Annotated in this window: 24 protein-coding genes; 11 read left to right on the forward strand and 13 right to left on the reverse strand. The window is 67.1% G+C overall.

All coding sequences use genetic code 11. The annotated features are described in order from the left end of the window. Positions 1-92: 92 nt before the first annotated feature. Positions 93-1,862, forward strand: coding sequence for an ABC transporter ATP-binding protein (locus tag IEW34_RS25780; protein ID WP_188612096.1), 1,770 nt, complete (start codon positions 93-95; stop codon positions 1,860-1,862). Between the two features lie 64 nt (positions 1,863-1,926). On the opposite strand, the gene IEW34_RS25785 is transcribed toward IEW34_RS25780, so the two are convergent. Both IEW34_RS25785 and IEW34_RS25790 read right to left on the reverse strand, forming a co-directional pair. After that, complete coding sequence (locus IEW34_RS25785) at positions 1,927-2,634, reverse strand: LrgB family protein (RefSeq protein WP_188612097.1); 708 nt, start codon at positions 2,632-2,634, stop codon at positions 1,927-1,929. Further along, complete coding sequence (locus tag IEW34_RS25790; RefSeq protein ID WP_188612098.1) at positions 2,612-3,028, reverse strand: CidA/LrgA family protein; 417 nt, start codon at positions 3,026-3,028, stop codon at positions 2,612-2,614. The genes IEW34_RS25785 and IEW34_RS25790 overlap by 23 nt, the downstream gene beginning before the upstream one ends. Before the next feature lie 87 nt (positions 3,029-3,115). On the opposite strand from IEW34_RS25790, the gene IEW34_RS25795 reads away from it, so the two are divergent. Both IEW34_RS25795 and IEW34_RS25800 read left to right on the forward strand, forming a co-directional pair. Beyond that, on the forward strand, positions 3,116-4,015 hold the full coding sequence (locus IEW34_RS25795) for a LysR family transcriptional regulator (protein ID WP_188612099.1): 900 nt from the start codon (positions 3,116-3,118) through the stop codon (positions 4,013-4,015). 175 nt (positions 4,016-4,190) lie between these two features. Beyond that, the gene (locus IEW34_RS25800) at positions 4,191-5,420 is read left to right on the forward strand and encodes an MFS transporter (RefSeq protein WP_188612100.1); all 1,230 of its coding nucleotides are present in this window, start codon (positions 4,191-4,193) and stop codon (positions 5,418-5,420) included. Here the strand turns inward: IEW34_RS25800 and IEW34_RS25805 are convergent. Both IEW34_RS25805 and IEW34_RS25810 read right to left on the reverse strand, forming a co-directional pair. After that, entirely contained in the window at positions 5,354-6,883 is a 1,530-nt protein-coding gene (locus IEW34_RS25805) for a carbohydrate porin (RefSeq protein WP_188612201.1), read from the reverse strand. The genes IEW34_RS25800 and IEW34_RS25805 overlap by 67 nt on opposite strands. A 181-nt stretch (positions 6,884-7,064) precedes the next feature. After that, positions 7,065-7,949 (reverse strand): alpha/beta fold hydrolase, encoded by an 885-nt coding sequence (locus IEW34_RS25810; RefSeq protein WP_188612101.1) that lies wholly within the window; start codon positions 7,947-7,949, stop codon positions 7,065-7,067. Positions 7,950-8,071: 122 nt separating this feature from the next. Between IEW34_RS25810 and IEW34_RS25815 the strand changes: the two genes are divergently transcribed. From IEW34_RS25815 to IEW34_RS25830, 4 genes are all read left to right on the forward strand, one after another. Next, on the forward strand, positions 8,072-8,995 hold the full coding sequence (locus IEW34_RS25815; protein ID WP_188612102.1) for a LysR family transcriptional regulator: 924 nt from the start codon (positions 8,072-8,074) through the stop codon (positions 8,993-8,995). A gap of 129 nt (positions 8,996-9,124) precedes the next feature. Then, positions 9,125-9,838: an SDR family NAD(P)-dependent oxidoreductase gene (locus IEW34_RS25820; protein WP_188612103.1), complete on the forward strand. Its 714-nt coding sequence runs from the start codon at positions 9,125-9,127 to the stop codon at positions 9,836-9,838. A 9-nt stretch (positions 9,839-9,847) separates the two neighbouring features. After that, positions 9,848-10,084 (forward strand): tautomerase family protein, encoded by a 237-nt coding sequence (locus IEW34_RS25825; protein WP_188612104.1) that lies wholly within the window; start codon positions 9,848-9,850, stop codon positions 10,082-10,084. A 118-nt stretch (positions 10,085-10,202) separates the two neighbouring features. Continuing rightward, a complete protein-coding gene (locus IEW34_RS25830) occupies positions 10,203-11,276 on the forward strand; it encodes an NAD(P)H-dependent flavin oxidoreductase (RefSeq protein ID WP_188612105.1) in 1,074 nt (357 codons plus the stop codon). Positions 11,277-11,328: 52 nt separating this feature from the next. On the opposite strand, the gene IEW34_RS25835 is transcribed toward IEW34_RS25830, so the two are convergent. The 5 genes from IEW34_RS25835 to IEW34_RS25855 form a co-directional block, all read right to left on the reverse strand. After that, positions 11,329-11,775, reverse strand: coding sequence for a nitroreductase family deazaflavin-dependent oxidoreductase (locus IEW34_RS25835; RefSeq protein ID WP_188612106.1), 447 nt, complete (start codon positions 11,773-11,775; stop codon positions 11,329-11,331). A gap of 412 nt (positions 11,776-12,187) precedes the next feature. Beyond that, on the reverse strand, positions 12,188-12,445 hold the full coding sequence (locus tag IEW34_RS25840; RefSeq protein ID WP_188612107.1) for a hypothetical protein: 258 nt from the start codon (positions 12,443-12,445) through the stop codon (positions 12,188-12,190). Positions 12,446-12,571: 126 nt separating this feature from the next. Further along, positions 12,572-12,778 carry a hypothetical protein gene (locus IEW34_RS25845; protein WP_188612108.1) on the reverse strand — a complete coding sequence of 69 codons (207 nt, stop codon included), beginning with the start codon at positions 12,776-12,778 and terminating at the stop codon, positions 12,572-12,574. Between the two features lie 232 nt (positions 12,779-13,010). After that, on the reverse strand, positions 13,011-14,468 hold the full coding sequence (locus IEW34_RS25850) for a metal-dependent hydrolase family protein (RefSeq protein WP_188612109.1): 1,458 nt from the start codon (positions 14,466-14,468) through the stop codon (positions 13,011-13,013). Between the two features lie 239 nt (positions 14,469-14,707). Beyond that, positions 14,708-15,637 carry an MBL fold metallo-hydrolase gene (locus tag IEW34_RS25855; RefSeq protein ID WP_188612110.1) on the reverse strand — a complete coding sequence of 310 codons (930 nt, stop codon included), beginning with the start codon at positions 15,635-15,637 and terminating at the stop codon, positions 14,708-14,710. A gap of 382 nt (positions 15,638-16,019) precedes the next feature. Here IEW34_RS25855 and IEW34_RS25860 point away from each other — a divergent pair, with 382 nt between their 5' ends. From IEW34_RS25860 to IEW34_RS31165, 3 genes are all read left to right on the forward strand, one after another. Further along, positions 16,020-17,198, forward strand: a complete 1,179-nt coding sequence (locus IEW34_RS25860; protein WP_244642219.1) for a GAF domain-containing sensor histidine kinase — start codon at positions 16,020-16,022, stop codon at positions 17,196-17,198. Between the two features lie 348 nt (positions 17,199-17,546). Continuing rightward, on the forward strand, positions 17,547-19,481 hold the full coding sequence (locus IEW34_RS25865; protein WP_188612111.1) for a Hint domain-containing protein: 1,935 nt from the start codon (positions 17,547-17,549) through the stop codon (positions 19,479-19,481). Positions 19,482-19,576: 95 nt separating this feature from the next. Next, complete coding sequence (locus IEW34_RS31165) at positions 19,577-19,963, forward strand: DUF6766 family protein (RefSeq protein ID WP_373288321.1); 387 nt, start codon at positions 19,577-19,579, stop codon at positions 19,961-19,963. A gap of 68 nt (positions 19,964-20,031) precedes the next feature. Here the strand turns inward: IEW34_RS31165 and IEW34_RS25870 are convergent, their stop codons facing one another. From IEW34_RS25870 to IEW34_RS25880, 3 genes are all read right to left on the reverse strand, one after another. Beyond that, positions 20,032-20,592 (reverse strand): hypothetical protein, encoded by a 561-nt coding sequence (locus IEW34_RS25870; protein WP_188612112.1) that lies wholly within the window; start codon positions 20,590-20,592, stop codon positions 20,032-20,034. 106 nt (positions 20,593-20,698) lie between these two features. Beyond that, positions 20,699-21,547, reverse strand: a complete 849-nt coding sequence (locus IEW34_RS25875) for a metal-dependent phosphohydrolase (RefSeq protein ID WP_188612113.1) — start codon at positions 21,545-21,547, stop codon at positions 20,699-20,701. A 90-nt stretch (positions 21,548-21,637) separates the two neighbouring features. After that, the gene (locus tag IEW34_RS25880) at positions 21,638-23,182 is read right to left on the reverse strand and encodes a CYTH and CHAD domain-containing protein (RefSeq protein ID WP_188612203.1); all 1,545 of its coding nucleotides are present in this window, start codon (positions 23,180-23,182) and stop codon (positions 21,638-21,640) included. 613 nt (positions 23,183-23,795) lie between these two features. Between IEW34_RS25880 and IEW34_RS25885 the strand changes: the two genes are divergently transcribed. After that, positions 23,796-24,899 carry a YihY/virulence factor BrkB family protein gene (locus IEW34_RS25885; RefSeq protein WP_244642220.1) on the forward strand — a complete coding sequence of 368 codons (1,104 nt, stop codon included), beginning with the start codon at positions 23,796-23,798 and terminating at the stop codon, positions 24,897-24,899. 50 nt (positions 24,900-24,949) lie between these two features. On the opposite strand, the gene IEW34_RS25890 is transcribed toward IEW34_RS25885, so the two are convergent. Next, positions 24,950-25,909 (reverse strand): TIGR03885 family FMN-dependent LLM class oxidoreductase, encoded by a 960-nt coding sequence (locus tag IEW34_RS25890; RefSeq protein WP_188612204.1) that lies wholly within the window; start codon positions 25,907-25,909, stop codon positions 24,950-24,952. Positions 25,910-26,041: the final 132 nt, after the last annotated feature.

A 26,041-nucleotide genomic window follows, 5' to 3' on the forward strand; every position in this document is an offset into this window, starting at 1 on the left:
GACTTGTCCCGCAATGCAACATTTGATTGGATGAGTTAGTTCCCTGCCGGATCAAGCGTCCTTGCCCGCGTCAGAGAGAGGCAATTCCATCCGTGCAAAATGACCTTTGCCGCTATGCGGATCGCCCACTAGCGTTCTTCTTCCGCTATATCAGCCGTCGTCCAATCTCTCACGCGGTGATCCTCGTCGCCGTCCTGGCAGCCGTGATCTGCTCGGTGAGCACCCAGTACGGCGTCAAGTTCTTGGTCGATTCCCTTTCTGTCGATCCCACCACGGGCCCGAGCCCGTGGCCGGCCTTCGCGCTGCTGGTGGCGTTCATCGCCGCGGACAATTTTCTGTGGCGGATTGCCACGTGGGTCTCGAGCTACGCCTTCGTCGGCGTGACCGGAGACCTGAGATCGGAGCTGTTTCGCCATCTCACCGGCCATGCGCCCAGCTATTTCGCAGATCGTCTGCCGGGGGTGCTGACCAGCCGCGTCACGGCGACCTCCAACGCCGTGTTCCAGGTCGAAAACCTGTTCTTCTGGAACGTGATGCCGCCCTGCGTGGCGACCGTCGGCGCAATTGCGCTGCTGGCCACAGTCAGCGTCGAGATGGCGGTGGTACTGGTCGTCATCTCGGCCTGCGTCATGGTCGCGATGTTCCGCATCGCGGCCAATGGCCGCCCCCTGCATCACGCGTTCGCCGACAAGGCGGCGGCGGTGGACGGCGAGATGGTCGACGTGGTCGGCAACATGGGGATGGTGCGGGCATTCGGCGGCATCGCGCGCGAGCATCGCCGCTTCGACCGCAAGATCGGCGACGAGTTGGTGGCCCGCCGCCGCAGCCTGCTGTACCTGGAGAAGCTGCGTCTCTCCCACGCGGCGATCGTGGTGGTCATGACCTGCGGCCTGCTGGCCTGGGCCCTCTTGCTCTGGCGGCAGAAGCAGGCGACCGCCGGCGACGTGGTGCTGGTCTGCACTCTCGGCATATCTGTTCTGAGCGCCACGCGTGACTTAGCGGTCGCCTCTGTCGATGCAACTCAGCACCTGGCGCGACTGGCGGAGGCCTTGCTGACCCTGCTCTCCCCCCACGAGCTGCGCGACCATCCCCGGGCTTTCGCCCTGGTGCCCAATGGCGCCCGTGTGCGGTTCGAGCGCGTCTCGTTCCGTTATCCCAGTGGCAAGCACGTTTTCGATGGCCTCAACCTGGACATCCGGCCCGGCCAGCGCGTCGGGGTGGTCGGCCCGTCGGGCGGCGGCAAGTCGACCCTGGTCGCGCTGCTGCAGCGCTTCTACGACGTGCAGGGCGGGCGGATCCTCATCGACGGCCACGACGTCGCCCACGCGACCGACGACAGCCTGCGGCAGGCGATCACCGTCGTGCCGCAGGATACCGCGCTGCTCAACCGCACGTTGCTCGACAACATCCGCTACGGCCGGCCCGGCGCCAGCGACAAGGAGATCTGGGATGCGGTGGTCGCAGCGCGCTGTCAGCCGTTCGTCGACAACTTGCCCGAGGGCCTGCTCACCGTCGTCGGCGACCGGGGGGTGAAGCTCTCCGGCGGCCAGCGCCAGCGCATCGCCATTGCCCGCGCCTTCCTCAAGGACGCGCCGCTGCTGATCCTCGACGAGGCCACCTCCGCCCTCGATAGCGAGTCGGAGGAGGCGATCCGCGAGGCTCTCGAGCGGCTGATGGTCGGACGGACGGTGATCGCCATCGCCCACCGCATCTCCACCCTGCGCAACTACGACCGCATTCTGGTGCTCCAGCGCGGCAAGCTGGTCCAGGATGGCCCGCCCGATGTCCTGATGCGGCAGGAGGGCGCCTACCGCTATCTGGTGGAGCGCGAGCTCGGCCGGCTGTCCAAGCGGGTCGCCTGACGTCCGCCTCGGCGATGCCCGCGCTGACGCTTGCCGTCGGCGCGGCGGTCGCCCGCGGGCCCGCTCAGCGGAGCCACCAGGCGAGCGCCGGCGCCAGCAGCACGTTGGAGAGCCCGACGAGCACCATGACGAGGCCGGCGATGGAGCCCTCCTCGCGACCGATCTCATGCGCTTTGGCGGTACCGGCGCCATGGGCGCCGACGCCGAGGAGGGCGCCGCGCGCCAGGGCCGAGCGGATCGGCAGCCACGTGAGCATTGCCTCGCCGAGCACGGCGCCGAGGACGCCGGTCAGCACTACGAACACGGCGGTGAGGTCGGGAATGCCGCCGATGTCGCGGGACACCTCCATGGCGAACGGTGTGCTGATCGAGCGTGGCAGCAGGCTCAGCCGCAGGGCGCCGTCGAGGCCGAGCAGGGTGGCCAGTCCCCACCCGGTCAGGACGGCGGTGGCGCAGCCGGTGAGCATGCCGATCCCCAGCACCGGCCAGTGGCGGCAAATCAGCGTGCGCTGCTCGTAGATGGGCACCGCGAAGGCGACGGTCGCCGGGCCCAGCAGCGCGACGAGCCAGCCGGTGCCGCCGATGTAGTCGCCGTAGCTGACGTGGCAGGTGAGCACGACGACGATCAGTAGCGCCGGGGTTACCGCCAGCGGCATCAGCCACCAGCGTGGCCAGCGGCGATAAAGGCGCTTGGACGCCAGGTAGAATCCGATCGTCAGGGCCGACCAGAATAGGGCCGGGGCCAGCGGATCAGCGTGAGAGGGGAGGGGCATGCCTCAACCTCCAGCGATAGCACAGGTCGACGGTGAGGGCCGTGACGCCCATGACCGCCGCCGTCCCGGCGAGGATGACGATCAGGATCTTCAGGCCGAGCAGCCCGAGCAGTTCGCGATGGTCGATGATCGCCAGGACCGCGGGCACGAAGAACAGCAGCATGTCGGCCAGGAACCACTCGGCGCCGCGCCGCACGCTGATCGGGGTGAGCCGCCGGCTCGCCAGCAGCGCCAGCACGATGGCCATGCCGACGACGCCGCCGGGCAGGGGCAGGCCAAGGAGCCGGACGAGTGCTTCACCGGCCAGCCAAAAGCTCATGATCAGGCTGATCTGGCCGAGGCGGCTGCGACGCATGCGGCGGCGAAGACGGGCCGTGAGCGGGCGAGCGGGCATCAGGATCTCCGCCACGCAAGATATGCTGCGTTGTCCCATGCACAAAATGACTTGTTTGAATAATGTATATTCTGATATCGACTGGACATGGAGCTTCGAACGCTGCGCGCCTTCGTCGAGGTCGTGCGCCAGGGCAGCTTTTCGCGGGCCGCCAAGGTGGTGTTCGCCACGCAATCGACCGTCAGCAAGGCGGTCAAGCAGCTCGAGGACGAACTGGGCGTGCCTTTGCTCGATCGCATCGGACACCGCAGCACGCTCACAGTCGCCGGTGAGGTCGTCTACCGACGCGCGGTCCAGATGCTGGCGCAGCGCGACGACCTCATGTCCGAGTTGCAGGATCTCCAGGGCCTGCGGCGGGGGACGCTGAGGCTGGGTCTCCCGCCGGTGGGCTCAAGCACGCTCTTCGCGCCGCTCTTCGCGATCTATCGCAATCGCCACCCGGGCATCGACATCCGGCTCGTCGAGCACGGCAGCGACCGGCTGGAGGAGATCCTGCGGAACGGCGAGATCGATTTGGCCGCCTTGCTGCTGCCGGTATCGGAGGAGTTCGCGTGGCAGCAGGTGCGGCGCGAGCCGCTGGTCGCGCTGCTGCCCGCTGCCCACGCGCTGGCGCAGCGCACGTCAGTGACGCTCGTCGACCTCAAGGATGTCCCCTTCGTCCTGTTCGAGACGGGCTTTGCGTTGAATCGCATCATTCTCGGCGCGTCCCGGCGCCACGGCTTCGAGCCGGTGGTGGCGGCCCGTAGCAGCCAGATCGACTTCGTCGTGGAACTCGCCGCCGTCGGTCTCGGCGTCGCCTTCCTGCCGCGCATGATCGCGCAGCAGCGCCCCCATCCCGCCGTCGCCCGCGTGCCGCTCGCCGAGCCGCAGACGGGTTGGGACATCGCCATGATCTGGCGCCGCGGCGCCTATCTGTCCCAGGCGGCCCAGGCCTGGCTTGCCCTCGTCCGCGAAATTCATCCCGGGCGGGCCACTCGCCCGGCGTGATTGTCACAATTCCATCGGCGACTGGATCGTAGTCGGGCAATTCATTTGAATGTGCTGCATCGCAGCATAAGTTCCGCGTCGGCTCCGGTTGCCGGCGCCGCCGGGAGGACGGGCGGCCGGGCCGAGGGTTTCGCAATCGGGCGCATCAGGCTGTGCCCGACACTCGGTGATGCTGATGCCCACGCAACCTCCAGCTTTGTCCACCCACGGCCTGTCGGCCTCCCGACTTCCGTTGCTCGCGCTCGCGATCGCGTCATTCGGCATCGGCACCACCGAATTCGTGATCATGGGGCTGCTGCCCGACGTGGCGACGGACCTCGCAGTGACGATTCCGCAGGCGGGCCTGCTGGTGACGGGCTATGCGCTGAGCGTCACGTTCGGTTCGCCCATTCTCGCTATCGCGACGGCACGCATGCAGCGCAAGCGGGCTCTGCTCGTCCTGATCGCCATCTTCATCCTGGGCAACCTGCTTTGCGCCGTGGCGCCGGGCTATGCGCTGCTGATGGCAGCCCGCATCGTGACGGCGCTCTGCCACGGTGCCTTCTTCGGTCTCGGCGCCGTCGTGGCGGCCGCCCTCGTCGAGCCGCATCGGAGGGCCCAGGCGATCGCCATGATGTTCGCCGGCCTCACCCTGGCCAACGTGCTCGGCGTGCCCTTTGGGACGGCGCTTGGGCAGGCGCTGGGCTGGCGCGACACCTTCTTCGCCGTCGCAGCCATCGGGGTTCTGGCGGCGCTGGCGCTCCAGGCCTGGCTGCCGCGGGAGCTGCCGGTGCCGCCGATGGATCTGGCGCGCGAGGCCCGCTCCCTCGGCCGCGTCCAGGTGCTCCTCGCCATGCTGATCAGCGTCGTCACGTCGGCGAGCCTGTTCAGCGTCTTCACCTACATCGCACCGATTCTTGAGCAGGTGAGCGGAGTGTCGCAGCACGGCGTCACCCTGATGCTGCTTCTGTTCGGCGTCGGGCTGACCATTGGCAATGTCCTCGGCGGGCGGCTTGCCGATGCTCGGCGGCCCGGACAGGCGCGAGGTCGAGATCCGGGCTGGCGACGTCGCGCTGCTGCCGGTCGGCACCGGCCATTGCCGGTTGGAGGCGCGCCAGGATTTCCTGGTCGTCGGGGCCTACCCGCCGGGACAGAGCCCGGACCTCGTCCGTACGGCGCCGACGGCGGAGATGAGCGAGCGTATCGCGAAGCATGCGTTCCCGTCGTCCGATCCCGTGGCGGGCGCGGGGGGCCCGCTCGCCTCCTTCTTGCGCGCCGCCTGACCGACGCGACCGCCGTCGGAGAACGCCGAGCAGCCCAAGCGCCAGCGGCGCGGCGAAGCCGGCCGAGCCATGACGGTCAATACCGGATGGTCCAGCGCAGGCCGACGATTGCCGCGTCGGCGAGACGGCCGGCGGCCGGGTAGCGAGGGTTGCGGAGGCCGCCGCCCGGCCGAATGATGTACTGGAAGTCGGGCTGCACCGAGATGCCGGGGCCGAGCACCACCTGGTAGGTGGCCTCCAGAACCGTTTCCGCCTTGCGCACGAAGCCGCCGCCATCGTCGCCGAGCAGGATGGCGTCGCGATCAGCCCCGCGCGCCCCGCCGGAGAAGCGCGCGTGGGCGATAGCGACGCCAAGCGTGTCGTCCGAGCGGCCGGGGAGCAGCCCCTTATAGGCAAGGCCGGCGTCAACATAGAAATCGACGGGATTGCGGTCGCCCAGTGAGGCGGCGACGCGGACGAAGGCGCTGGCGCCGTCGTTGGGGTCGTTCGGCTCGCGGTAGATCGTCTGATCGATCATGCCGTAGACGCCTGAATTGCCGCGCAATCGGCGGGCGGCCCCCTCGGCGGTGGCGCCGGAAAGGGCGAGCCCGCCCACCTCGTGGCGCAAGGAGTCGAACCGGCCGAAGTGGTGCCAGCCTCCGACCGTGATGGTGCCTGGTTGGCCCTTTGAGCCGGCGTCGATGTTGTAGGCATAGGCGATCTCGCCGATGACGAACGCCGGGTCGGTGACGCGGAAATTCGTTCCCCGGCGGTTTCGCCGCTGTGGCTCGGGCTGAAGCCCGAGGCGATCGGGCCCAGCGGGGTCGCCGTTGAAGACGCCGACCTGGAACGAGAGGTTCTCGTTCGGCACGTATTTGACCCGTGCGCCCGGCGTCGCCAGCGGATAGATCGGGCCGCCGCTCGGCAGATCCATGGCCAGGATGGCCGGCCAGCCGAAGGTCGAGTTGACGAACAGCGTCGCCGTCTGGCTGACGGCGAACTCCGTGTCGGCGGCGAGTTGCCCGGCCCTGAGCGACAGCCGGTCATCGAACAGGCGCTGCTCGAACCACAGCTCGAAGAGCCGCGACGAGGGCAGGGCCTCGATGCCGCTCGCCGTCATGCCGTTGCCGATGTAGCTGTGCGAGATGTCGGCTCCCTGAATCTGGTAGAAGGTGGCGTGGGCGGCGCCTCCCTTCCAGCCGACGAGCTTCTCGATATCGAGGTCTATTTGGGCGTCCAGCCTGCCCGCGTAGACGCCGCCTCGGCGTCTGCCTCCCGAGGCGTTGCCCAGAACCTCGCCGATATAGGTGAGGCTGTAGTCCACGCCATGCCGCTTCAGGAAGGCGCGATAGCCGCCGGGGTCGCCCAGGGGCCCCAGGCCGTCGGCGATCGACGTCGTCACGTTCGCCGACGGCTTGGCCGACGTGTCGGGCTGCGCGACCGAGGTCTGCGGATCGCCACCGGCGCCGAACGGCGAGCCGATGGCTGGAGCCTCGGCCGCGATGCGCCTTGCCTCTGCGGCACGCCTCGCTTCACTGGCCTCCAATGCCCAGGCGGGCGCGCTGCCGCAGCACGCCCAGCAGGCGAGCGCGATGGTGCTGCGGTTTGGTCTGCGGGAGCGGTCCATGCGCATGAGGCGACGTTGTTCTGGTGACACTCGCATGAACGGCTGCGCTCAACCACCGGCTAAGTTTCAACTTCGCACATGCCTATCAGCCATCGGCTGCCCGGACATGACAGTGGGATCGCGCAATCAGGCACCCCGCGATCGCGCGACGCGTTGGCCTCTTGCGCCCGGGTGCCTCGCCTCAAGGGCGAGCCAAGGCCCGAGCCAGAAACGCCCGAATGAGTGATGCAATGTCCGCTGCGTGCGTCTCCAGCGCGAAATGCCCGGTGTCGAGCAGATGGACCTCGGCGTTGGGGTTGTCGCGCCTGAAGGCCTCGGCGCCCGGCGGCAGGAAGAACGGATCGTGCCTGCCCCACACCGCCAGCACCGGCGGCCGGCGCGTCGCGAAATAGCTTTGGAAGGCTGGATAGAGCGCGACGTTGGCGGCGTAGTTGCCGAACAGGTCCAGCTGGATCTCGTCCTGGCCGGGACGTGACAGCAGGGCGTAGTCCAGCCAATACGATTCAGGCGCCACCTTGGTCTCATCGGGTACGCCGTGCACGTATTGCCAGCGGGTGCCCTCGAGGGTGAGCAAGGAGCGGAGGGCGTCACGGTTCTCCTGGCTCGGCTCCTGCCAGTATTGTCGGATCGGCGCCCAACCGTCGCTCAAGCCCTCCTCGTAGGCGTTGCCGTTCTGGGAAATGATGCCCGTCACCCGCTGTGGGCGCGACAGCGCCAGGCGAAAGCCGACCGGCGCGCCATAGTCGAAGACGTAGAGGGCATAGCTCGCAAGGCCGATGACGTCGGTGAACTGCTCGATCACCTTGGCCAGATTGTCGAAGGTGTAGTCGAACTGGCCGCGTTCGGGTGTGGTGGTGAAGCCGAAGCCCGGCAGATCCGGCGCCACGACGTGATAGCTGTCGGCCAGGCGTGGGATGAGATCGCGGAACATGTGCGACGAACTGGGAAAGCCGTGCAGCAACAGCAGCGCCGGCTTCGCTGGATCGCCGGCCTCCCGGTAGAACACCGTGACCGGGCCGACGGCCGCGGTGCGCAAGGCGACATTCGTGGTCGTGGACAGGGGCATCGTCGATCTCCCGAGGTAATGCGGCGGTGCCGTCCGCCGTCCTCGGGACCGATGTACGGCGTTGCATGACGCCGATGAATTCCTAGACTGCGACAGTCAGTGTTTCAGATTTCGGAATAATGATGGATCGCATAGACGCGATGAAGGTGTTCGTCACGACGCTGGACGAGGGGAGCCTCGCCGGGGCAGGGCGCCGCCTCGGGCGCTCGCCCGCCGCGGTGAGCCGGGCGCTGGCGCTGCTCGAGGCCCACGTCGGAGTGCAATTGCTCCATCGCACCACGCGCTCGATCCGGCTGAGCGAAGCGGGCGAGCGCTACGCCGCCGCCTGCCGGCGTGTGCTCACCGATCTGGAGGAGGCGGACATGCTCGCCGCCGGCGAGCGCTCGGCGCCGCGCGGCACCTTGACCATCACGGCGCCGGTGGTCAGCGGCGAAGACGTGCTCCGGCCGGTTCTCGACGCCTTCCTCGACGCTTTTCCGGCGGTTGCCGCGCGGCTCTATCTGCTCGACCGACCGGTGAATCTCGTCGACGAGGGCATCGATGTCGCCCTGCGCATCGCGCATCTGCCGGATTCGTCGATGGTGGCCGTGCGGGTCGGCGAGGTGCGGCGCATCGTGACGGCGTCGCCCCGCTATCTTGCGGCCCACCCAAGGGTCGACGAGCCCGCAGACCTCGCCAAGCACCGGATCATCGCCATGACCCATTTCGGGCCGGATTCGTGGAGCTTTCCGCCGGCGAGCGGCTCGTCGGTGTCGCGAAACGTGCCATTCACGCCTCGCTTCGTCGTCAATAGCGTGCGCGCCGCCGTTGCTTCGGCCGTCGACGGGCACGGCGTGACGCGGCTGTTCTCCTATCATGTGGCAGAGGAGGTGCGCAGGGGCCGGCTTGCAGTGATCCTGACGCAGGCCGAGCACGCGCCGCTGCCAGTGCACCTCATCACGCCCGAGGGCCGGTTGTCGGCCCCGAAGGTACGGGCCTTCGTCGACTACGCGGTACCGCGCCTGCGCGCCGTGTTCGCCCGCCTAAAGACGGATGCCGCCGGCTGACGAACCGTCATTCGCTCGAAATGCGCAAGAGTGTCCGCCGCAGTGCGGGTATTCGGCCTAGGAACGGCGGGGCTTAGATGGCGAGCGCGCCGGGGCAATCGCCCGCCGGGCATCTCGTCGAGGTTCATCATGGGTGCAGAGCAGAAAGTCGTTGTCGTCACCGGCGCCTCCCAGGGCATCGGCGCCGGGCTGGTCAAGGCCTACAGGGACCGCAACTACCGAGTGGTCGCCAACGCGCGCTCGATCAAGCCGAGCGGCGAAGCGGACATCGCGGCCGTCGCTGGGGACATCAGCGATCCCGCGGTCGCAGATCGCGTCATCGGCGACGCACTGGCGCGCTTTGGGCGTCTCGACACCCTCGTCAACAACGCCGGTATCTTCATCGCCAAGCCGTTCACCGCGTATTCGCCGGACGATTTCGCTTCGTATCTGTCGGTCAATCTGGCCGGCTTCTTCCACATCACGCAGCGTGCCGCGGAGGAGATGGTGAAGCAGGGCTCCGGCCATATCGTCAACATCACGACCAGTCTCGTCGACCAGCCGATTGCCGGTGTACCCTCGGTGCTGGCGTCGCTGACCAAGGGCGGCCTCAACGCTGCCACCCGGTCGCTCGCCATCGAGTACGCGTCGACGGGCGTCCGGGTGAATGCCGTGTCGCCCGGCATCATCAAGACACCGATGCACGCGCCAGAGACGCACGAGGCTCTGGCCCGGCTGCATCCCGTGGGCCGCATGGGCGAGATCCGCGACATCGTCGAGGCGGTGCTCTACCTCGAAACCGCGAGCTTCGTGACGGGTGAGATCCTGCACGTCGACGGCGGCCAGAGCGCCGGCCGCTGGTGAGGGAGTGTCATGCCGATCGTCACCATCCAGATCACCCGTGAAGGATCCGGGTCCCGTCGCAGTGCCGCGACAGCCGAGGAGAAGGCGGCCCTGATCAAGGGCGCGAGCCAGCTGCTGCTCGATGTGCTCAACAAGCCCTTCGATGCGACCTTTGTCGTCATCGAGGAAGTAGACATGGAAAATTGGGGGGTCGGCGGCCTGCCGGTCGCCGAGTATCGTCGCCGCAGCGCGCCTGCGGCGCGCTGACCCCAGTCCGCGCGCACGTTTCGATCGGGGGGAACCACCCGACCGGAGACACGCGCTCCCGATTCAAAAAGGTGGAGCATTTCATCTGATCGGGACATGCTCTAGGAGGGCTCGCGCTATGACAGCATCCGATCGCAGACTTCTCGATCTCTTCGGCATCGAGCTGCCGGTGATTCAGGCGCCGATGGCGGGGGCGACCACACCGGAAATGGTTGTCGCGGTGAGCGAGGCCGGCGGCCTCGGCTCGCTGCCGGCAGCGCAATACTCGGCTGAGCAGCTTCGCTCGGCGCTGGACACCGTCCGCGCCGGCACGCGCCGGCCGATCAACGTCAACTTCTTCTGCCATACCGTGCCGGCCGCTGATCCCGCCGGGCAGGCGGCTTGGCGCAAGCGGCTCGCCCCCTACTACCTTGAGCTGAGTCTTAATCCCGACGATGCCCCCGCCGGGGCCGGGCGGGCGCCGTTCGACGAAGCCTTCTGCGAGGTGGTCGAGGCCTATCGGCCGCGGGTGGTCAGCTTCCACTTCGGTTTGCCCGAGGCGGCGCTGCTCGGCCGGGTGAGGGCGACGGGTGCACGGATCATCTCGTCGGCGACCACGGTCACCGAGGCTCGCTGGCTCGCTGCCCGCGGCGTCGACGCCGTGATCGCCATGGGCGCGGAGGCCGGAGGCCATCGCGGCAACTTCCTGGGCGCGGACATGACGACCCAGGTGGGCACCATGGCGCTCGTCCCGCAGGTGGTCGATGCGATCGACGTGCCCGTGATCGCCGCCGGCGGCATCGCCGATGGCCGCGGCGTGGCGGCGGCCTTCGCCCTTGGTGCATCGGCGGTGCAGGTCGGAACCGCCTATCTCCTCACGCCGGAGGCGCGCATCCCAAAGGTTCACCGGGAGGCGCTGGCCGGCGACGGGGCTGCTGAGACGGCCATTACCAACGTGTTCACCGGCCGTCCGGCCCGCGGCATCGTCAACCGCCTGATGCGGGAGGTCGGACCGCTCTCGGACCTGGCTCCGGCGTTCCCCACCGCCGGCGGCGCCCTTGCGCCGCTGCGGGCGCAGGCGGAAGCACGCGGCTCGGCGGACTTCACCAACCTGTGGGCCGGGCAGGCCGCCCGCCTGGGGCGCCCGATGCCGGCCGCGGTGCTGACACGCCTGCTCGGCGGCGGAGCGGCTGGGACAGGCGCATCGACCTGAGTCCCGGACTCGAGGACTTGGGCCGAAGCACGCCTGCCCGCGGCGGTCTGTCCTACCCCGTCGTGCGCAGCGGCTCGGCCACGAAAAGCGGGATCTGCCGCGTCGTTCGCTTCTCGTAGTCCGCATAGGGCGGAAAAGCCGCGACGCTAAGGGCCCAGAGCCGCGCGCGCTCGGCCGCATCCTCGACCTCGCGTACCCGCATGGGCTGCGCTACGGTCTCGTCGCGGATCTCGACCTCGCCATTGCCGCGGAGGTTGTGGACCCATTGCGGGTCCTTCGGCGCGCCGCCTTGCGAGCCCACGAGGACGTAGCTGTCGCCGTCCTTGACGCGCATCAGCGGCGTCTTGCGAACCGCACCGGTCTTTTGGCCGATGTGGGTGACGATGATGACCGGCAGCCCGGTGTCGAGCAGCGTCGTGCCTTGGGTGCCGCCGCTGCCCTCGTAGAGATCCACTTGCTTGCGGACCCACTCGACAGGGCTCGGAATGTACTCAGCCATGGATGTGCACCTCGACCAGGCGCCATGAGGCGCGGGAGGCGACCAGCCTACGCCGGCTCGCCGCCGATTGCATCCCGGTGCCCACGTCGCTGCCTCATGGCCTGCGGCACGCGTGCGGCAACCGCAGACTAAAGGCGATGTTGTCGCCAGAATGTAAAATGGTTCTAATGAGTTCGGTTCCGGGTGCCGGCCTAGGTCGCCCAATCAATGGCCGACACAGGGGACCGCGATGAGGCCGGTGCCGCCAAAGGGGCGAGCACCGGCCTTATTCTTTCGCCGGTCCCATCCCCGAGCGCCGGACCGATCGGGTCTAGAGCATTTCCGCGTTTCTGCGATTCGCCGAAATGCTCTATCTGTTTGTTTTGTCGCGCTTTCTTCACGCGAACCGGCGTCCACTTCGCTCGAAAACGCTCTAGCGGCCACGCCGGTCAGGCCCCTGCCGGAGCGCCAGTTGGCGCCCCGCCGAGGTGATGCAGACGACAGATCTAAACCTGGAGCCGAGGCGGACGCGAACGAACTGGCCGCTGTCCATCCGCCTCGAGAGCTGCAGCAGCGGCTCGAGGCGCTCGTGTGGAATGTCGCTGGTGGCTTTCTCGCCGCCGGCGTCGACGAGCCAGCGCAGGGCCGAGAGATAGCCTTCGGAAGGCAGGTGAGTCGCGTCGTTGGTCATGGCAGAACTCATGCATTGTCCAACGGGTCGGGTGTGTTGCTTCTGCAATCTTCACAATGGCTTGCCGAGCGGCGGCCGACGCCGCCGGCCTCCGCCACATGATCTCCGGAGACGCCTGAGGCCGCGCTACCGGCGCCGCTGTCCCTTCTGTCGGATCAGGCTCGCCAGTTCGGGTGCCGCGAAGGTAGCCCCGCCGACGCCTGCGACGCCGGCCACCTCCTTGCCCTTCTGGATGAGCCGCTGTGCCAAGTCGACGGCCTCCGCCAAGCTCTCGCGCACGAGTGCCGACGGCTCGCGGCCGTGCTTGCGATAGATCAACACCACGTAGCCCATTTCCGGTCTCCGTGCCCCCAAACCTGCACCCCCAAGGGCAGGCTGACTAGCGCAAAGAGAGAATGGCATAATCCGCGCAACCTGAAAGCCGACTTCACGTTACTTTGAAGGGCGCGGCCGTGGCCGTACTTGGCGGAGTTGCCGGCGCCGCGCAGAACCTCAGATGGTGTCGCTCGCGGCGGGCCGGCGTCGCGCGGCAAGGTTTGCTCCGTCCCGCGAGGCTGGCGCCGGGTCAGGCCAAGGTGTTCCTGTACAGGCGTCCGTCCTTCATGATGACCTTGAGGTTCTTGTCCGGATCGGCGAGCAGCTTGATGTCCCCGGTGGGATCGCCGTCGACGAGCAGCACGTCGGCATAGGCATCGGCTTCGATCACGCCCACCCTGGCGGGATACGGGTTGCGTGGGCCCGACATGGCCAGCAGCTCCCCGTTGGTGCCGGTCGCCATCGTCAGGATCTCCGCCGGGGCGTACCAGCGGGTCAGCGTCGCGAGAATGGCGCCCTGATCCTTCGTCCTCCCGGGGTCGAACAGCATGTCGGTCCCCCAGGCCGTCCTGAGCTTGTATTTCTTGGCGAAGCCGTAGGCCGCATCGGTGCCGGCGGACACCTCGAGTTGCTTGGCCCGGTTCAGCGGGTTGGGCTGTGGATTGGCATACTCGTTGTCGAGGAAGGGCTGCGTGCTGAGCCAGATGCCCTTGTCGGCCATGATCCGCGCCGTCTCCTCGTCCATCAACTGGCCGTGCTCGATACAGCGCACGCCGCCGCGAATGGCGGTCTGGACGGCGCGCGGCGTGTAGGCGTGCACCGTGACGTAGGTGCCCCAGTTGTCCGCCGCGTCCACGGCCGCGCGGAACTCGGCCTCGGTGAACTGGGCAACGTCGATCGGATCGTGGCTGGAGGAGACGCCGCCGCCGGCGGCCAGTTTCAGCTGGCTTGCGCCCAGCATCAGCTGCTCGCGCGCGCGCTTCAGCACCTGATCGGGGCCATCCGCGATCATGCCTGCACCCAAGACCTCGCCGTGGCTCAGAGGCGCGTTGGGTGCGGCCGGGACCTCGTAGGGCATGCGGAAGTCGCCGTGGCCGCTGGTCTGCGAGATCATAGCACCGCAGGGCCAGATGCGTGGCCCGGCGGTCAGGCCGCGGTCGATGGCGCGCTTGAGGCCGAACGACGGGCCCGCCATGTCGCGGATGCTGGTGAAGCCGCGCATCAGCGTCCTCTGCGCCTCGTCGGCCGCCGCCAGGTTGATGAAGCCGATGTCGGCGGTCAGCAGCTCCAGCATCGGAACGGCGGCCATCATGGCGTGCCAGTGCGCGTCGATGAGGCCGGGCATCAAGGTGCGGCCGCCGCCGTCGATGACCTGAGCGCCCGGAACGAGGGGGCTGTCGGCCGGCTCGACGGCCTTGATCTTGTTGCCGTCGACGATCACGCGCCGGCCCTCGGCCAGCTGGCCCGACTTGCCGTCGAACAACTTGACGTTGGCGAAGACGATCGGCGCCTTCGGCGCGTCGGGGATGCCGGCGCCCGCCTGCTTCGGCCACAGCTCCGCGGTGCCCGCCGCGGCGGCGCCCGCGAGGAAGGCGCGCCGTGTGAATCTGCGCTCGACGAGCGCATTCAGTCGGGCGAAGGCCGGGCTGTGGCACAGGCAGAGGCCCGCCTCGGACGGCTCGTCGTCGATGGGCGAACACGTGAACATTCCCGGGCTCCCTTGGCTCAGGGCGGCTCGTGACGAGCCCCACCAATCATTGTTGGTGACGATAAAAAGACTTGAGACATTCGAACCCGACCAGACGATTTCATCTGGTCGGGACTTCCTCCGGGTCCGTGTCGTCCCTATTGCGGCAGGGTTCGGCGGAGGCGGAGCCGGCGGCGCATGACACCCCGTGCGCTTGCGCGGCTGGACCCGCCGTTCACGGCCCAGGGGCCCAGCCCCGCTCAGGCAGGGCGGTACACACCCTCCTCGTCGACCCGCGCGCGTCCGTCGGCGACGAGCTCCTCCAGGTGCTGCGAGATGGTGCGTGTCTCGCAGTCGACCACCCACGGCTCCTGGTAGTCCACCGGATAGAGCAGGCGGCACGCGACCAGTTGTTCGAGCGTCTTGGGAGAGGAGCGCAGCAGCTCGAGCAGGCGCCCGTCGCGTTCGTCGAGCTTGGCGCCGTAGGCGGCCAGATCGTCGAGAAAGCGCTCGCGCTCGGTATAGATGCCGCGGTGGTGGAAGGTGACCCACACCTGCGCCGGGATCTCCGCCACACGCGCGATCGAGCGCCGGAAGTCGCCGAGGCTCGACGACGCGTCGCCGTAGTAGGGACCGAAACCGCTGAGGTCGATGTCGCCGATGAAGGCGATGCCCTCGGGCTCGATCAGGAGTGCAGTATGGCCGGCGGTGTGGCCGGGCATGTGGAAGGCGCGTATCCGCACCTGACCCAGATCCCAGACCTGGCCGTCCCCATAGCCGGTCGCGTCGGGCCGCGGGGCATAGAAGAACTCGGACTCGAACTTGGCCAACATCGCCGGAAGAGCCGCCTCGGCGGTGCCGTAGGCTGCCGCCAGGCCCTCCCAGCTGTGCGCCGCCGCGAGGTCGGCCTCGTGCACGTGCACGGGAGCATGCGGCAGGCGGTGCAGGCCCGCCATGTGGTCCTCGTGCACGTGGCTCATCACCACCAGCTCGGCGGAGTCGAACGCGGGGCCGATGTAATTGGAGGCGATCGGCGTGTCCAAGGCGACGAGCGTGTCGGAACCACGCACCATGACCTGGTTCCCGTCGGGATACTTTCCGTTCTTCTCTCCGAGGAACACCGAGACGCGACCGAAGTCGGCACGCTGCAACGGAGGGCGGGCTGTGGATTCGGCGGCGAGGCTTGCCATGCTGATCTGTCTCTCTCCCTGGATCCTGTTTTGGCCGCGGCGGAGGCGGGCTTCGCCAGTGTATCCATCGGCCGCCCGAACGTCAGCAGGGCCCGGCGCTGTCGGCCGCATCGCGACACCCGGCCGCGGTCGGCGAAGCCGTCACCTGACAGTGGATCCGCCATCTGCCGATCGCCATCCGCCGATCCGCATCGCCGATCTGCTCCGAGCGTCCCCCGCCGCATGAGGCCTCGGGGCAGATTCGAGCGCCCGAGGCGATGGCGCGCCGAGGCCGCGCGGCTGTGGCTCAATTCGCCGTTGTGCATTATGGCTGACGCCGGGGCGCGTGCGGCAGCATCGCCTTGCGGGCGCCGGCGATCACAACTCCGCGGATGAACCGAACGTGTCCAGCGCCGGCTTCGAGACGGACGTCGAGCTGATCGCGAGCATCGAGGCGGTGCCCTCGATCCTCCAGGTGGTGTGCGACGCGACCGGCATGGGATTTTCGGCCGTCGCCCGGGTGACCGAAGGGCGCTGGATCGCCTGTTCGGTGCTGGACAGGATCGACTTCGGTCTGAAGCCTGGTGGCGAGTTGCAGGTCACGACCACCATCTGCAACGAAATCCGGCAGAGCGGGCAATTGGTGGTCATCGATCACGTGGCTCAGGACCAAGCCTTCTGCAGCCACCCGACGCCGGCGATATACGGCTTTCAGAGCTACATCTCCGTGCCCATCGTGCTGCAGGACGGGACGTTCTTCGGCACGCTCTGCGCCATCGATCCCCGGCCCAATCGGCTGAAGACGCCGGCCGTGATCGGGATGTTCCAGTTGTTTGCGGAACTCATCGCGTTCCACATTTCCGCGGGCGAGCGTCTCGCCCGGAGCGAGGCGAGTCTGCTCGATGAACGGGCGACAGCCGAGCTGCGGGAGCAGTTCATCGCGGTCGTCGGTCACGATCTGCGTAATCCCCTCGCTTCGATCAGTGGAGGGGTGCACCTGCTGCGGAAGGAGCCGCTCACCGGTCGTGCGCTGGCCATCCTGCAGGTCATGCAGGGCAGCGTCACGCGCATGTCGAGCCTGATCTCGAACGTGCTCGACTTTGCGCGCGGGCGATTGGGGGGCGGCATTTCGCTGGATCGCGGCGACCCGCGAAATTTGGGTCCCACCTTGGAGCAGGTCCTGTCGGAGCTCTCGCTCGCCCACCCCGATCGAAGGATCGAGACGGATCTCACGATTCCCGACGCGCTGGAGTGCGACTGCGGGCGCATCGGTCAGATGCTCTCCAATCTTCTGGCCAATGCGCTCACCCACGGCGACCCGGCGGACCCCATCAGCGTAGAGGCAAAGTCCCGAGGCGGCGCATTCCTGCTGTCCGTTTCCAATTCAGGCAAAGCGATACCGGAGGAGACGGTGAAGCGCCTCTTCCAGCCGTACACGCGCGGAGAGAGCTTGAGCAAACAGGGCTTGGGGCTCGGGCTTTTCATCGCGTCCGAAATCGCGCGCGCCCACGGCGGCATACTGACCGTGATCTCAACCGATGAGGAGACGCGCTTTACATTCGAGATGCCGCTGCGCGCCTGAGCCGCGGGGGCAACGGGCGCCGACGCGCCGGCGTGCCCACTCGGTTCGGGAACCGAGTGGCCGGCAACGCGTTTAATGGCCAGACCCCGTTATTGCCTTGGCCCCGTCCGCGCTCGCGGGCGGGGCTTCTCTTTGGGGCGGCGCCTGGCAAGCGGCTCATTCTTGCGGCGCTCACGGGGCCGCAGCCTTATCCTTTGGGCACGATAGTTCGTCTTGGTTTCTCCCTGCTTTGGACGCTGGGAAAACCCCTCGGGCTTGCCGCCATGACGCGGCGTTGCCGGCCGGTCGGTGTCACCCCCGTGTATTTCACGGTGTGCAATGATATTCCACACGGCTTGGCTGGAGCTTATGGGCATTATGGCAACGATCATCTGGACAGGCGCTGCGGGCAACAACAGCTGGGCGGACCCGGGCAACTGGTCCTTGGGCGCGCTGCCGGCGGCCGGCGACGACGTCGTCATCCCCGCGGGGGGCCATCCTGCCGTAACCACGAATTTGGCCGCATCGCAGTTTGCCTCGTTAACCGTTGAGGTTGGCAGTTCCGTGTCGGTGCTCGGCAGTGGATTGCTCAACATCGGCCACCTGTCGAACAGCGGTGACGTGAACATACAAGGCTCAACCAGCCTTTTTGTCTTTGGAGATAACAATAATATTGGAAATATCCAGGTTGGATCGTCCGGGCAGCTTCGCTTGTTTAACGCGGACTATTCCGCTGCCGATCTGGCTGGGGTGGTCAGCAGCGGAAGGGTTGTTCTCAGTGGCGGTCGGTTCGATCTATTGGACGGGGAATTTGACCCGGCGCATTTCGGCGCCATGGAGTTTCTCTCAGTCAGCGTGGCGAATGGCACGCTCATAGCGGGTGCCAGGTTTCTAGGCGCGACACTAGATGCGGTCACCTTTCGAGGCGATCTCAATGTTGAGCTTTCCTTGACGGTCACTAACGGGCTGACCGTCGTTGGGAGTGACGGTGGAGTTCCGGGAGTCGTCAACGTCACTGGTATTGCAGGTATGACGGGCGGCGCTCTAGCGTTCAGTGGCGACCAGGTCATCGACGACGTGGTGATCAACCTGCCCGGACAAGCCACCGAAAACGGCGGCAACCTGGTATCGTCGGGCGGTACCACAACGTTCGGAGCCGGCGCCGTCGTCAATCTCGACGTGACCGGCTCCGCGCTGCGGCTGACCGGCAGTTTCGTGAGCCTCGGCACCATCAATGTCGGAGGGAGCGTCGTCAACGCCGGCAGCATCGTGATTGCCACTGGAGGCACCTTCACCGACACAGACTTCGTCAACAACGGCAGCTTCACCCTTCGGGCCGGCGGCGCCGCCAACCTCACCGGCTCGCTTACCGGCACGGGCACCATCAGCCTGGAGGACGGCGCCGCGATCACCCTGGGAGCCGTCGGCGCGCAGCAGACCGTCGCTCTTGTCGACGGCAAACTGACGCTCACGAACACCGCCGGGTTCGCTGCCACTATCGACGATTTCGACGACGCCACCGACGTGATCGATCTGGCCAACGTCCATTGGGATGCGGGCGACACGGTGACCTTGCTCGCCGGCAACGTTCTGGAAATCACCCAGCTCGAGGACGGCACGACGATCCGGCTGCAGCTGGATCCGGGGGGCAGCTACGGCGGCGTTCCCTACCAACTGATCGACGACAGAGCGGGCGGCACCGCTATCGTGGTGACCTGCTTCTGCCGTGGCACCCGTATCGCCGCGCCGGGCGGCGAACGGCCGGTGGAGACCCTGGCCGCCGGCGACCCGGTGCTCACCGCCGCCGGCGAGATCCGACCGATCAAGTGGATCGGCCGGCAGACGGTGGTCTCCGCCTTCGCCGATCCGCTGTATTGCTACCCCATCCGCATCGCCGCCGGCGCGCTTGCCGAAGGTGTGCCCGTGCGCGATCTCTTGGTCTCTCCAGAGCACGCCCTGCTCATCGACGGCATCTTGGTGCAGGCCAGCGCGCTCGTCCACGGCGCCGCGATCACGCGCGTCGAACGACCCCAACAGCGCTTCACCTATTTCCACATCGAGCTCGATGACCACGCCTTGGTCCTCGCCGATGGCGCGCCGGCCGAGACCTTCGTCGACAACGTCACGCGGCGGCGCTTCGACAACTATACGGAGTACGAGGCCCTGTTCGGTGGCAGCGAGCCCCGCATGCCGGAGCTGGAACTGCCGCGCGTCAAATCGGCCCGCCAGTTGCCGCGGGCCGTGCGCGAGCAGCTTGCGGCACGGGCGGAGGCGCTCGGCTTGATGAGCGAGGCGGCCGCATAGCGGCTGCCGCGGCGGCCCGCGCGGCCGCATGGCTTGCCGGCCTGTCGCTCATTTTGCAACTCGCTTGCGGCAGAAGGCGAGGGTCCCGGCCAGTTGTGCTGGCTCTTTGGCTGGTTCGACTACGTCGAACAGCAGAATCAGCACCGATCATCAATTCAATTGTCGGATTAGCCGTTCAGCTGGCGCGCGAAACTCTTGAAAACTGGCAATCGGAGTTTCTGCAGCTGCTCTTGCAAATCGGAGGTCCGGCTCTGCTTCTTTATGTCGGCTCGCCCCAATCCAAGAAAGGCGATGATCGCATGGAGGCGAAGATCGATGCCATCCGCGGCCGTGGAGCCCGTCAAAGCGGATCAGCTCATCAGCGAGATCGATCGCGCTTGCGCTGGGCGACATACGGACGAACGCCGGATCGCCATGGCGAAAGGGCGCCAGAGCGACGCACGGCATGGGGCTCAGCCATAACGCAGCTCATCCCGCTCTAAGTCTTGTTTCTAAGCCGATCCTGGCCAAGAAGCCGTGCCCGCTTCTGGCATCATGCGTTCCCGGCGGCTCATTGTGGCGTGGGTGGCTGCAGGGGAGCCGCAACAACCGGTTCGCCGGCGCGCGCCTCCTTCGCTCCGTGCAGCACGGCCGCAATATAGCCCCTCACCGGGACGCCTCGCCTCATGGCTTCTGCCACGAGCTTTTTGCGCAGGCGGTAGGGGCCGTGGAAGTCGAAATCGCTCCATCCCTCGGCGAGGATCTCGGCGAAGCGCGCCCGAACGTGCAACTCGCTCGCACCGGCGCACTTGGCGAGGGCGGCGATCATCTCGTCGCTCGGGGCCGACGTCTGCCCGTGAGCGACGACATGGGCGAAGACGATCTCGTCGAGCACCTCGGCTGACATCAACCCAGGCGCGATCCGCCCCAGCTCGGCTTGGAGCCGATCGCGGTGGGCGATCTGCTCGGCTTGCAGCGCTTCGAACTCCCGCAGCAGCCGCTCCGCTTCGTCGCGAGCCTCGCCCGAGGGCAGGCTGGCCGCGAGTGCTCGTTGCCCCTCGATCAGCGGTTCGCACTCGACCACGTGCTGTTCGGCATGCTCCAAGGCCCGCCTGATCAGCTTCCCATCCATGACGCCCTCCCTTAAGCGGTCCGAAACTTCGCGTCACCAGGGGCGATACGCTACCTCCGCAGGTCCGGCGGCGACGAGGTGGAAAAGCGACGATCCGGCTTGTCCGCTAGCCTTGATGAGGTCCCATCCGCCTTCGGTCGTGCTCGATCGCGAAGACATGGGCGTAGAGGTTTGCCACCCAGCGCCGACCCTCGACGGTCTTGTCGAGGGCCTGGATGGCCGCTCCGATGACCGGTTCGACCTGGCTCCAAAAGAACGCCGGGTATCGTTCGGCCAGATCCGCTGGCGATGCATAGCCGAGCTTTTCGTTCACGCCGACCTCGGCGAACTCATGGAACAGGGCATTCAGCTTGCGCGGATAGAGGGGGTCGCCGAGCTGGCCGATCAGATCGGCGGCGCGCATGTAGCCCGCCTCCGTGGCCGAGCCATCGTTATCGCCGGCGGTCGGCACGGGGAAGCGCGTCAATTCGACGGCGCGCGCTATCCGTTCCGCATCAATGAAGGAATGGTTGTGGAAGCGCTCGCGCACGGCGATCTTCGAGCGCTCGACATGGTAAGGCGACAGGGCCGCATCCGAAGCGCCTCGGGGCAGCTCCACACTGGTCCCGTCGAGGGCGACGACGAAGCGTCGGGTATCGTCGCCCGAGCAGATGCCGCGGACATAGCCGACGTCGTGATAGAGCGCGGCCAGGATGGCGTGCAGCCAATCCTCGGGCGTCAGGCGCTCGGTGACGGAGCGGCCCAGCAGGATGTCCTGGGCGACCAGAGTGACGAGGGCGGTATGCTCGCCGTCATGGTAGAGGGCGTCGCTGCCACCGATCCTTTCTATGGTGAACCGCGCGACATCTTCCAGCACTTCCGCGAAGCGGGGCTCGCGGCTGCCGAAAACACGCCGGTACGTCACGGCGAGATGCTCGCCGAGCGCGTTCGCAAGAAGCCTGGTCGGATCCAGCATGCCGACGCCTTCGAGACAGCGCGCCCGCAGATCACCGGCGCTTCAATTGCTCGGTCGTGTTCACTTATACGCTGCTGGAACACCGTCCCGTCAACGCCAGAACGGCCGGACCTCGACCAATGCCGTGTGGGCCTCCGCTGCCGACGCCAGAAGCCTTTGCGACCTTGCCTCGATGTCGGCCATCGTCAGACCCGCAGCGAAACTGGCCGAGCTATCGGCGCCCGCTCCGACGATCTCATCGATAATCTCGTGGCCGGTCGCGATATCATTGAGCGCTCCGAGGCTGTCCTGCATGTCCGAGAGGGCCGTGGTGAAGGCCTTCTGACGCCCGCGCTCCTTCCTGCCGGTGTACAGCCCCGCAAAGAACTCCGCGCCGTAGCGCAATTTCTTCGCCGCGATACGCACCTTGTGGCGGTCTTCGGCATTCAAGTTCTGAAGGTCCCGGCCGCGCTTCTTCACCTGGCGCCTTCGCTTGTGCAGCACGCCGGCCGCGAATGCCGTCGCCGGCTGGTTTCGCGCGAGCGCTCCCTTGCGTCCGCCGGAGGAAAGCCAAGGACCGGCGTTGATCCAGCCGAGAAGGTCCAGTACGAACCGCGGCCATTCTTCGGACTGAAGTCCCCGCATGACGGACCTATAGGCCTCCAGGCGCTGTGCTTCGAGGTGCTTCTCCAGGTTGAGCAGTTCGACCTTGTCCGGATGCCGCGCCCGCTCGGCGGGAAGCGTATCCGACAGGAAGACGTCGAGATTCCGTGCGCGGCCGAGCGGTTCCGACAGGCGCTTCAGCTCCGCATGGATGACTTCGCTCCGATCATCGGCGATCAGGTCCTTGAACAGGGAAAAGGACGAACGCAGGCGCCGGATGGCGACCCGCATCTGATGGAGCGCGCTCGCATCGCGGTGATCGAGCAGGACGTCCTCATTCAGGCGCATGTGGCGAAGACAGGCGTGCGCGATGGCGCGAAACGCCTCCGCCGCGGTCAGGTCGTCCGACAGGAGGATGGGCTCGGCCTTGCGCACCCCCTCGCCCTTACCGTCAGCCAGGGCAAAGCCGCGTTCCGCCTTGCTCCTGACGCCGAGCCGGAGCGGGACCTCGTCGGCGAACTCCCGGGCGAGCGCGAAGAGGTCTGCGGCCGACCCATTCTTCAGCTCCAGCTCGATCTCGCTGATGGACACGGCCTGGGTCTTTCGTTTGGCGCCCGGCGCGACGATGCCCCCGCGATCCATCGCCACCTCGATCCGGGAGTTCGCCCGCTCGACCTCGTAGGCGCCCCGCTCGACAGAAACTGTGAACAGGGGCACGAGCGTCGGCCGCTTTCCTAGCACCTTGGCCAGGGGGGTCTTCCTCAAGCCGTCGAGATCGGGCTCGGGGCCGGATACGGCACGCTCCCATTCCGATCGTTCGATCAGGCCGTCACCGGCGGCCTTGGCGGTTTGAACGTATCCATCCCGTGACCTGCGCACGCGCAGGATATAGCCGGCTTCCTGAAGGAGCCGGTCCGGCGTGTCGAAATAGGCCGAGTTCAGCTGGTCTTCGTCCTTCGCGGCCGCGCCTTGCAGCCGCGTCGACGCCTGCAAAGCGCACATATCGGCTGCGTTGCAGATCAGTTTCAGCTCGATTTCCTTGGGCTCGCTCATCTCACCGTCCTGCTGAACTTTGATCACATCGGGAAGATCGACCGATTGCAAACAGCTGAAAGAAGAGACCGAAAAGATTGTTCCGCGCCGGCTTGCACGCGCTGCGGGCGGCGGCTCATCGCCTGAATCCCTCGCTCCGGCGCAGCCGCCTCGAGCGGTGGGAGCCCTTTGCACCGACCGGCGTGGGGCCACGATAGCTTGCTTTGGCGTGCACCGCGCTGCAATCCGCCAAGGCTCCCGCTTGTGCAGCGTCACGTCCCTGTGAACGACTGATGGTCCCGGCAACGCTGCGTCGTCCGTGCTTCGACGGGGGCGGCATCTGCGGTCGGGGAGTTCCGGCCTGAGGTTTGGCCGGGCCGGGGACACGCCATGCGCTCTCGCCGAAGCGCAGCGTCGCGCCGGTCGCGCCGGAACCAACCCTCCTGTCCCGTGTTCCCTGCCCACCAAAGCTTGGTCCTGAGTCGACACCGCGTCAGTGAATCCGCGGCAGCATGCATGCGCAGGCCGGAGGGCTGCGGGTTCGCATTGGCCAGCTCAGCTGGCCGCAAACAGTTTTCGAGGAAGCATGATCACTCGCACGGGCAGTCCGCACGCAGACGCGGCAGGAAGCCATATGCCCGCTTTTGCAGCCGTTACTCTTTTGGCGAGCGCCGTCGCGTATCTCGTGTTCGCCATGCGCGGCGATCCCGTGGATGTGCGCCGTCCACGCGAAACGCTCTCGGAAGACCGCGCGCCGCCCCGTTCGGTCGAGCCTCACGGAGCGCGCGTCGAGCAGGGCCGTGGCCGGTCGGCCGACAGCCCGACGGACATTCCGGCCCGGGGTTGGAAAGACATTCTCGTCCGGGTCTACAAGAACCTGACCGAGCAACGGCTGTTCGCCATCGCCGCGGGGGTCACCTTCTACTCCATTCTCGCGCTCTTCCCCGCAATCGCGGCGTTCGTCGCACTCTATGGGTTGTTCGCCGACAGCTCGACCATCAGCTCTAACCTCCAATCCCTGTCCGGCGTACTGCCCGAGGGCGGAATGGCCGTGCTAGACGACCAGCTCAGAAGCCTGGCGGCCCAGCCCCAGGACAAGCTAGGCCTCACCTTCTTCGTCAGCATTGCGCTCGCACTCTGGAGCGCCAATGCCGGAATGAAGGCGCTCCTCGACGCCCTCAACGTGGTCTACGGCGAGCGCGAAAAACGCGGCTTCTTCAAGTTGAACGCGATATCCCTGAGCTTGACCATCGGAGCCATGGTCCTCCTGATCGCGAGTGCCGCTGCCGTGGTGGTTCTGCCGGCGATCCTCGACATGGTCTGGCTGGGGGCATTGAGCGAGGGCATCGTCAGGTTCGGCCGTTGGCCCCTCCTGCTGTTCGTCGTCGGCCTGGCCTTGGCTGTCGTTTATCGCTATGGGCCGAGCCGCGATGCACCTCAGTGGAGGTGGGTGACAGCCGGCAGCGGGGTTGCGGCCGTGATCTGGCTTGCCGCCTCCATCCTGTTCTCCTGGTACGCCTCCGAGTTCGGGAGCTACAACAGGACCTACGGCTCGCTGGGCGCGATCATCGGCTTTATGGTGTGGATCTGGATTTCATCCATCGTGGTGCTGCTCGGTGCCGAACTCGATGCGGAGATGGAGCATCAGACCGTCAAGGACACCACCCAGGGGTCCCCGGTCCCCTTGGGCGCGCGGGGCGCGCAAATGGCAGACACCGTTGGAGCGGCGCAGGGTTAGTGGTTCACACCACCCGGGGAAGGCGCAGCGTCCGCGCCTTCCCCGCGGTTTCAGGATAGCGTCGGAAGGACTTGAGCGCCGAAGGTCTCGATGAACTCCCGCTGGTTGCGGCCCACATTGTGCAACACGATCTGTTCGAATCCCATGGCGGCAAATTCCTGAAGCCAAGCCCGATGCCGCGCGACGTCTGCCGACACGAGGACGCTCTGCCGGATGTCGTCCTCCCGCACAAATCTCGTTGCCAGGTCGAAGTCACCGGGTCGCCGCAAATCCCAATTCACCTCTCCTCCGACGGCGTTGGCGCTCCACTGATGGAGAGCCTCGGCCACGGCCTGCGCTTCCGTGGCGCCCCATGACAACGTTACCTTCAGGTAGATGGGTTTGGCCGGGCCAGCGCTGCTTCGGAAGGCCTGGATCACCCGGGCGAGCCGGTCGGGCGGTGCGTGCACGGTCAAGAGCCCGTCCGCCCAGGATCCGACGAAGGCCGCGGTCTCCTCGGTGACCGCTCCGCCGAGTAGCAGTGGGGCAGCGGCAGGGCGGGAGTAGAGCTTTGCCTCGACAACGGTGACCCGACCCCGATGGGTGACGATTTCCCCCGCGAACAAGCGTCGGATGATCGCAGCGCACTCTCCGAGCTGGGCGTTCCGCTCCGCCTTGTCCGGCCAGGGCAGCCCCGTGATGGCTTCGTTTATCGCTTGCCCGCTGCCGAGCGCGAGCCAGAGACGGCCCGGATACAGCTGCGCGAGCGTCGCCGCGGCCTGAGCGAGCAGGGCTGGATGATACCGATAGCCCGGTGCCGAGATGGTGCCGAAAGGCAGTCGCGTTGCCTCCAGGGCGGCGCCGAGCCAGGCCCACGCGAAGCCGGATTGGCCCTGCCGCTCGCTCCAGGGATGGAAATGGTCGGATGACATGCCGCAGGCGAAGCCGCTGGCTTCCGCCAGTCTCGCCCAATCGAGCAGGTCCCTGGGCGTGAACTGCTCATGCGAGGCGTGGTAGCCAAATGCTGTCATGGGCTCTTGCGCGCGGGGAGCGACGTCCCTCCTCAACGAACGCGATACCCCGATCGTTCCGGCGCCGTGGCGTTCACGGTGCGTCAGGGCCGGATGCTGCCCCTTCTCAGGCTATGCGAAGGCTCTCGACGC

It is taken from the genome of Chelatococcus reniformis (genome assembly GCF_014640075.1).
GTDB classification, from domain to species: Bacteria; Pseudomonadota; Alphaproteobacteria; order Rhizobiales; family Beijerinckiaceae; genus Camelimonas; species Camelimonas reniformis.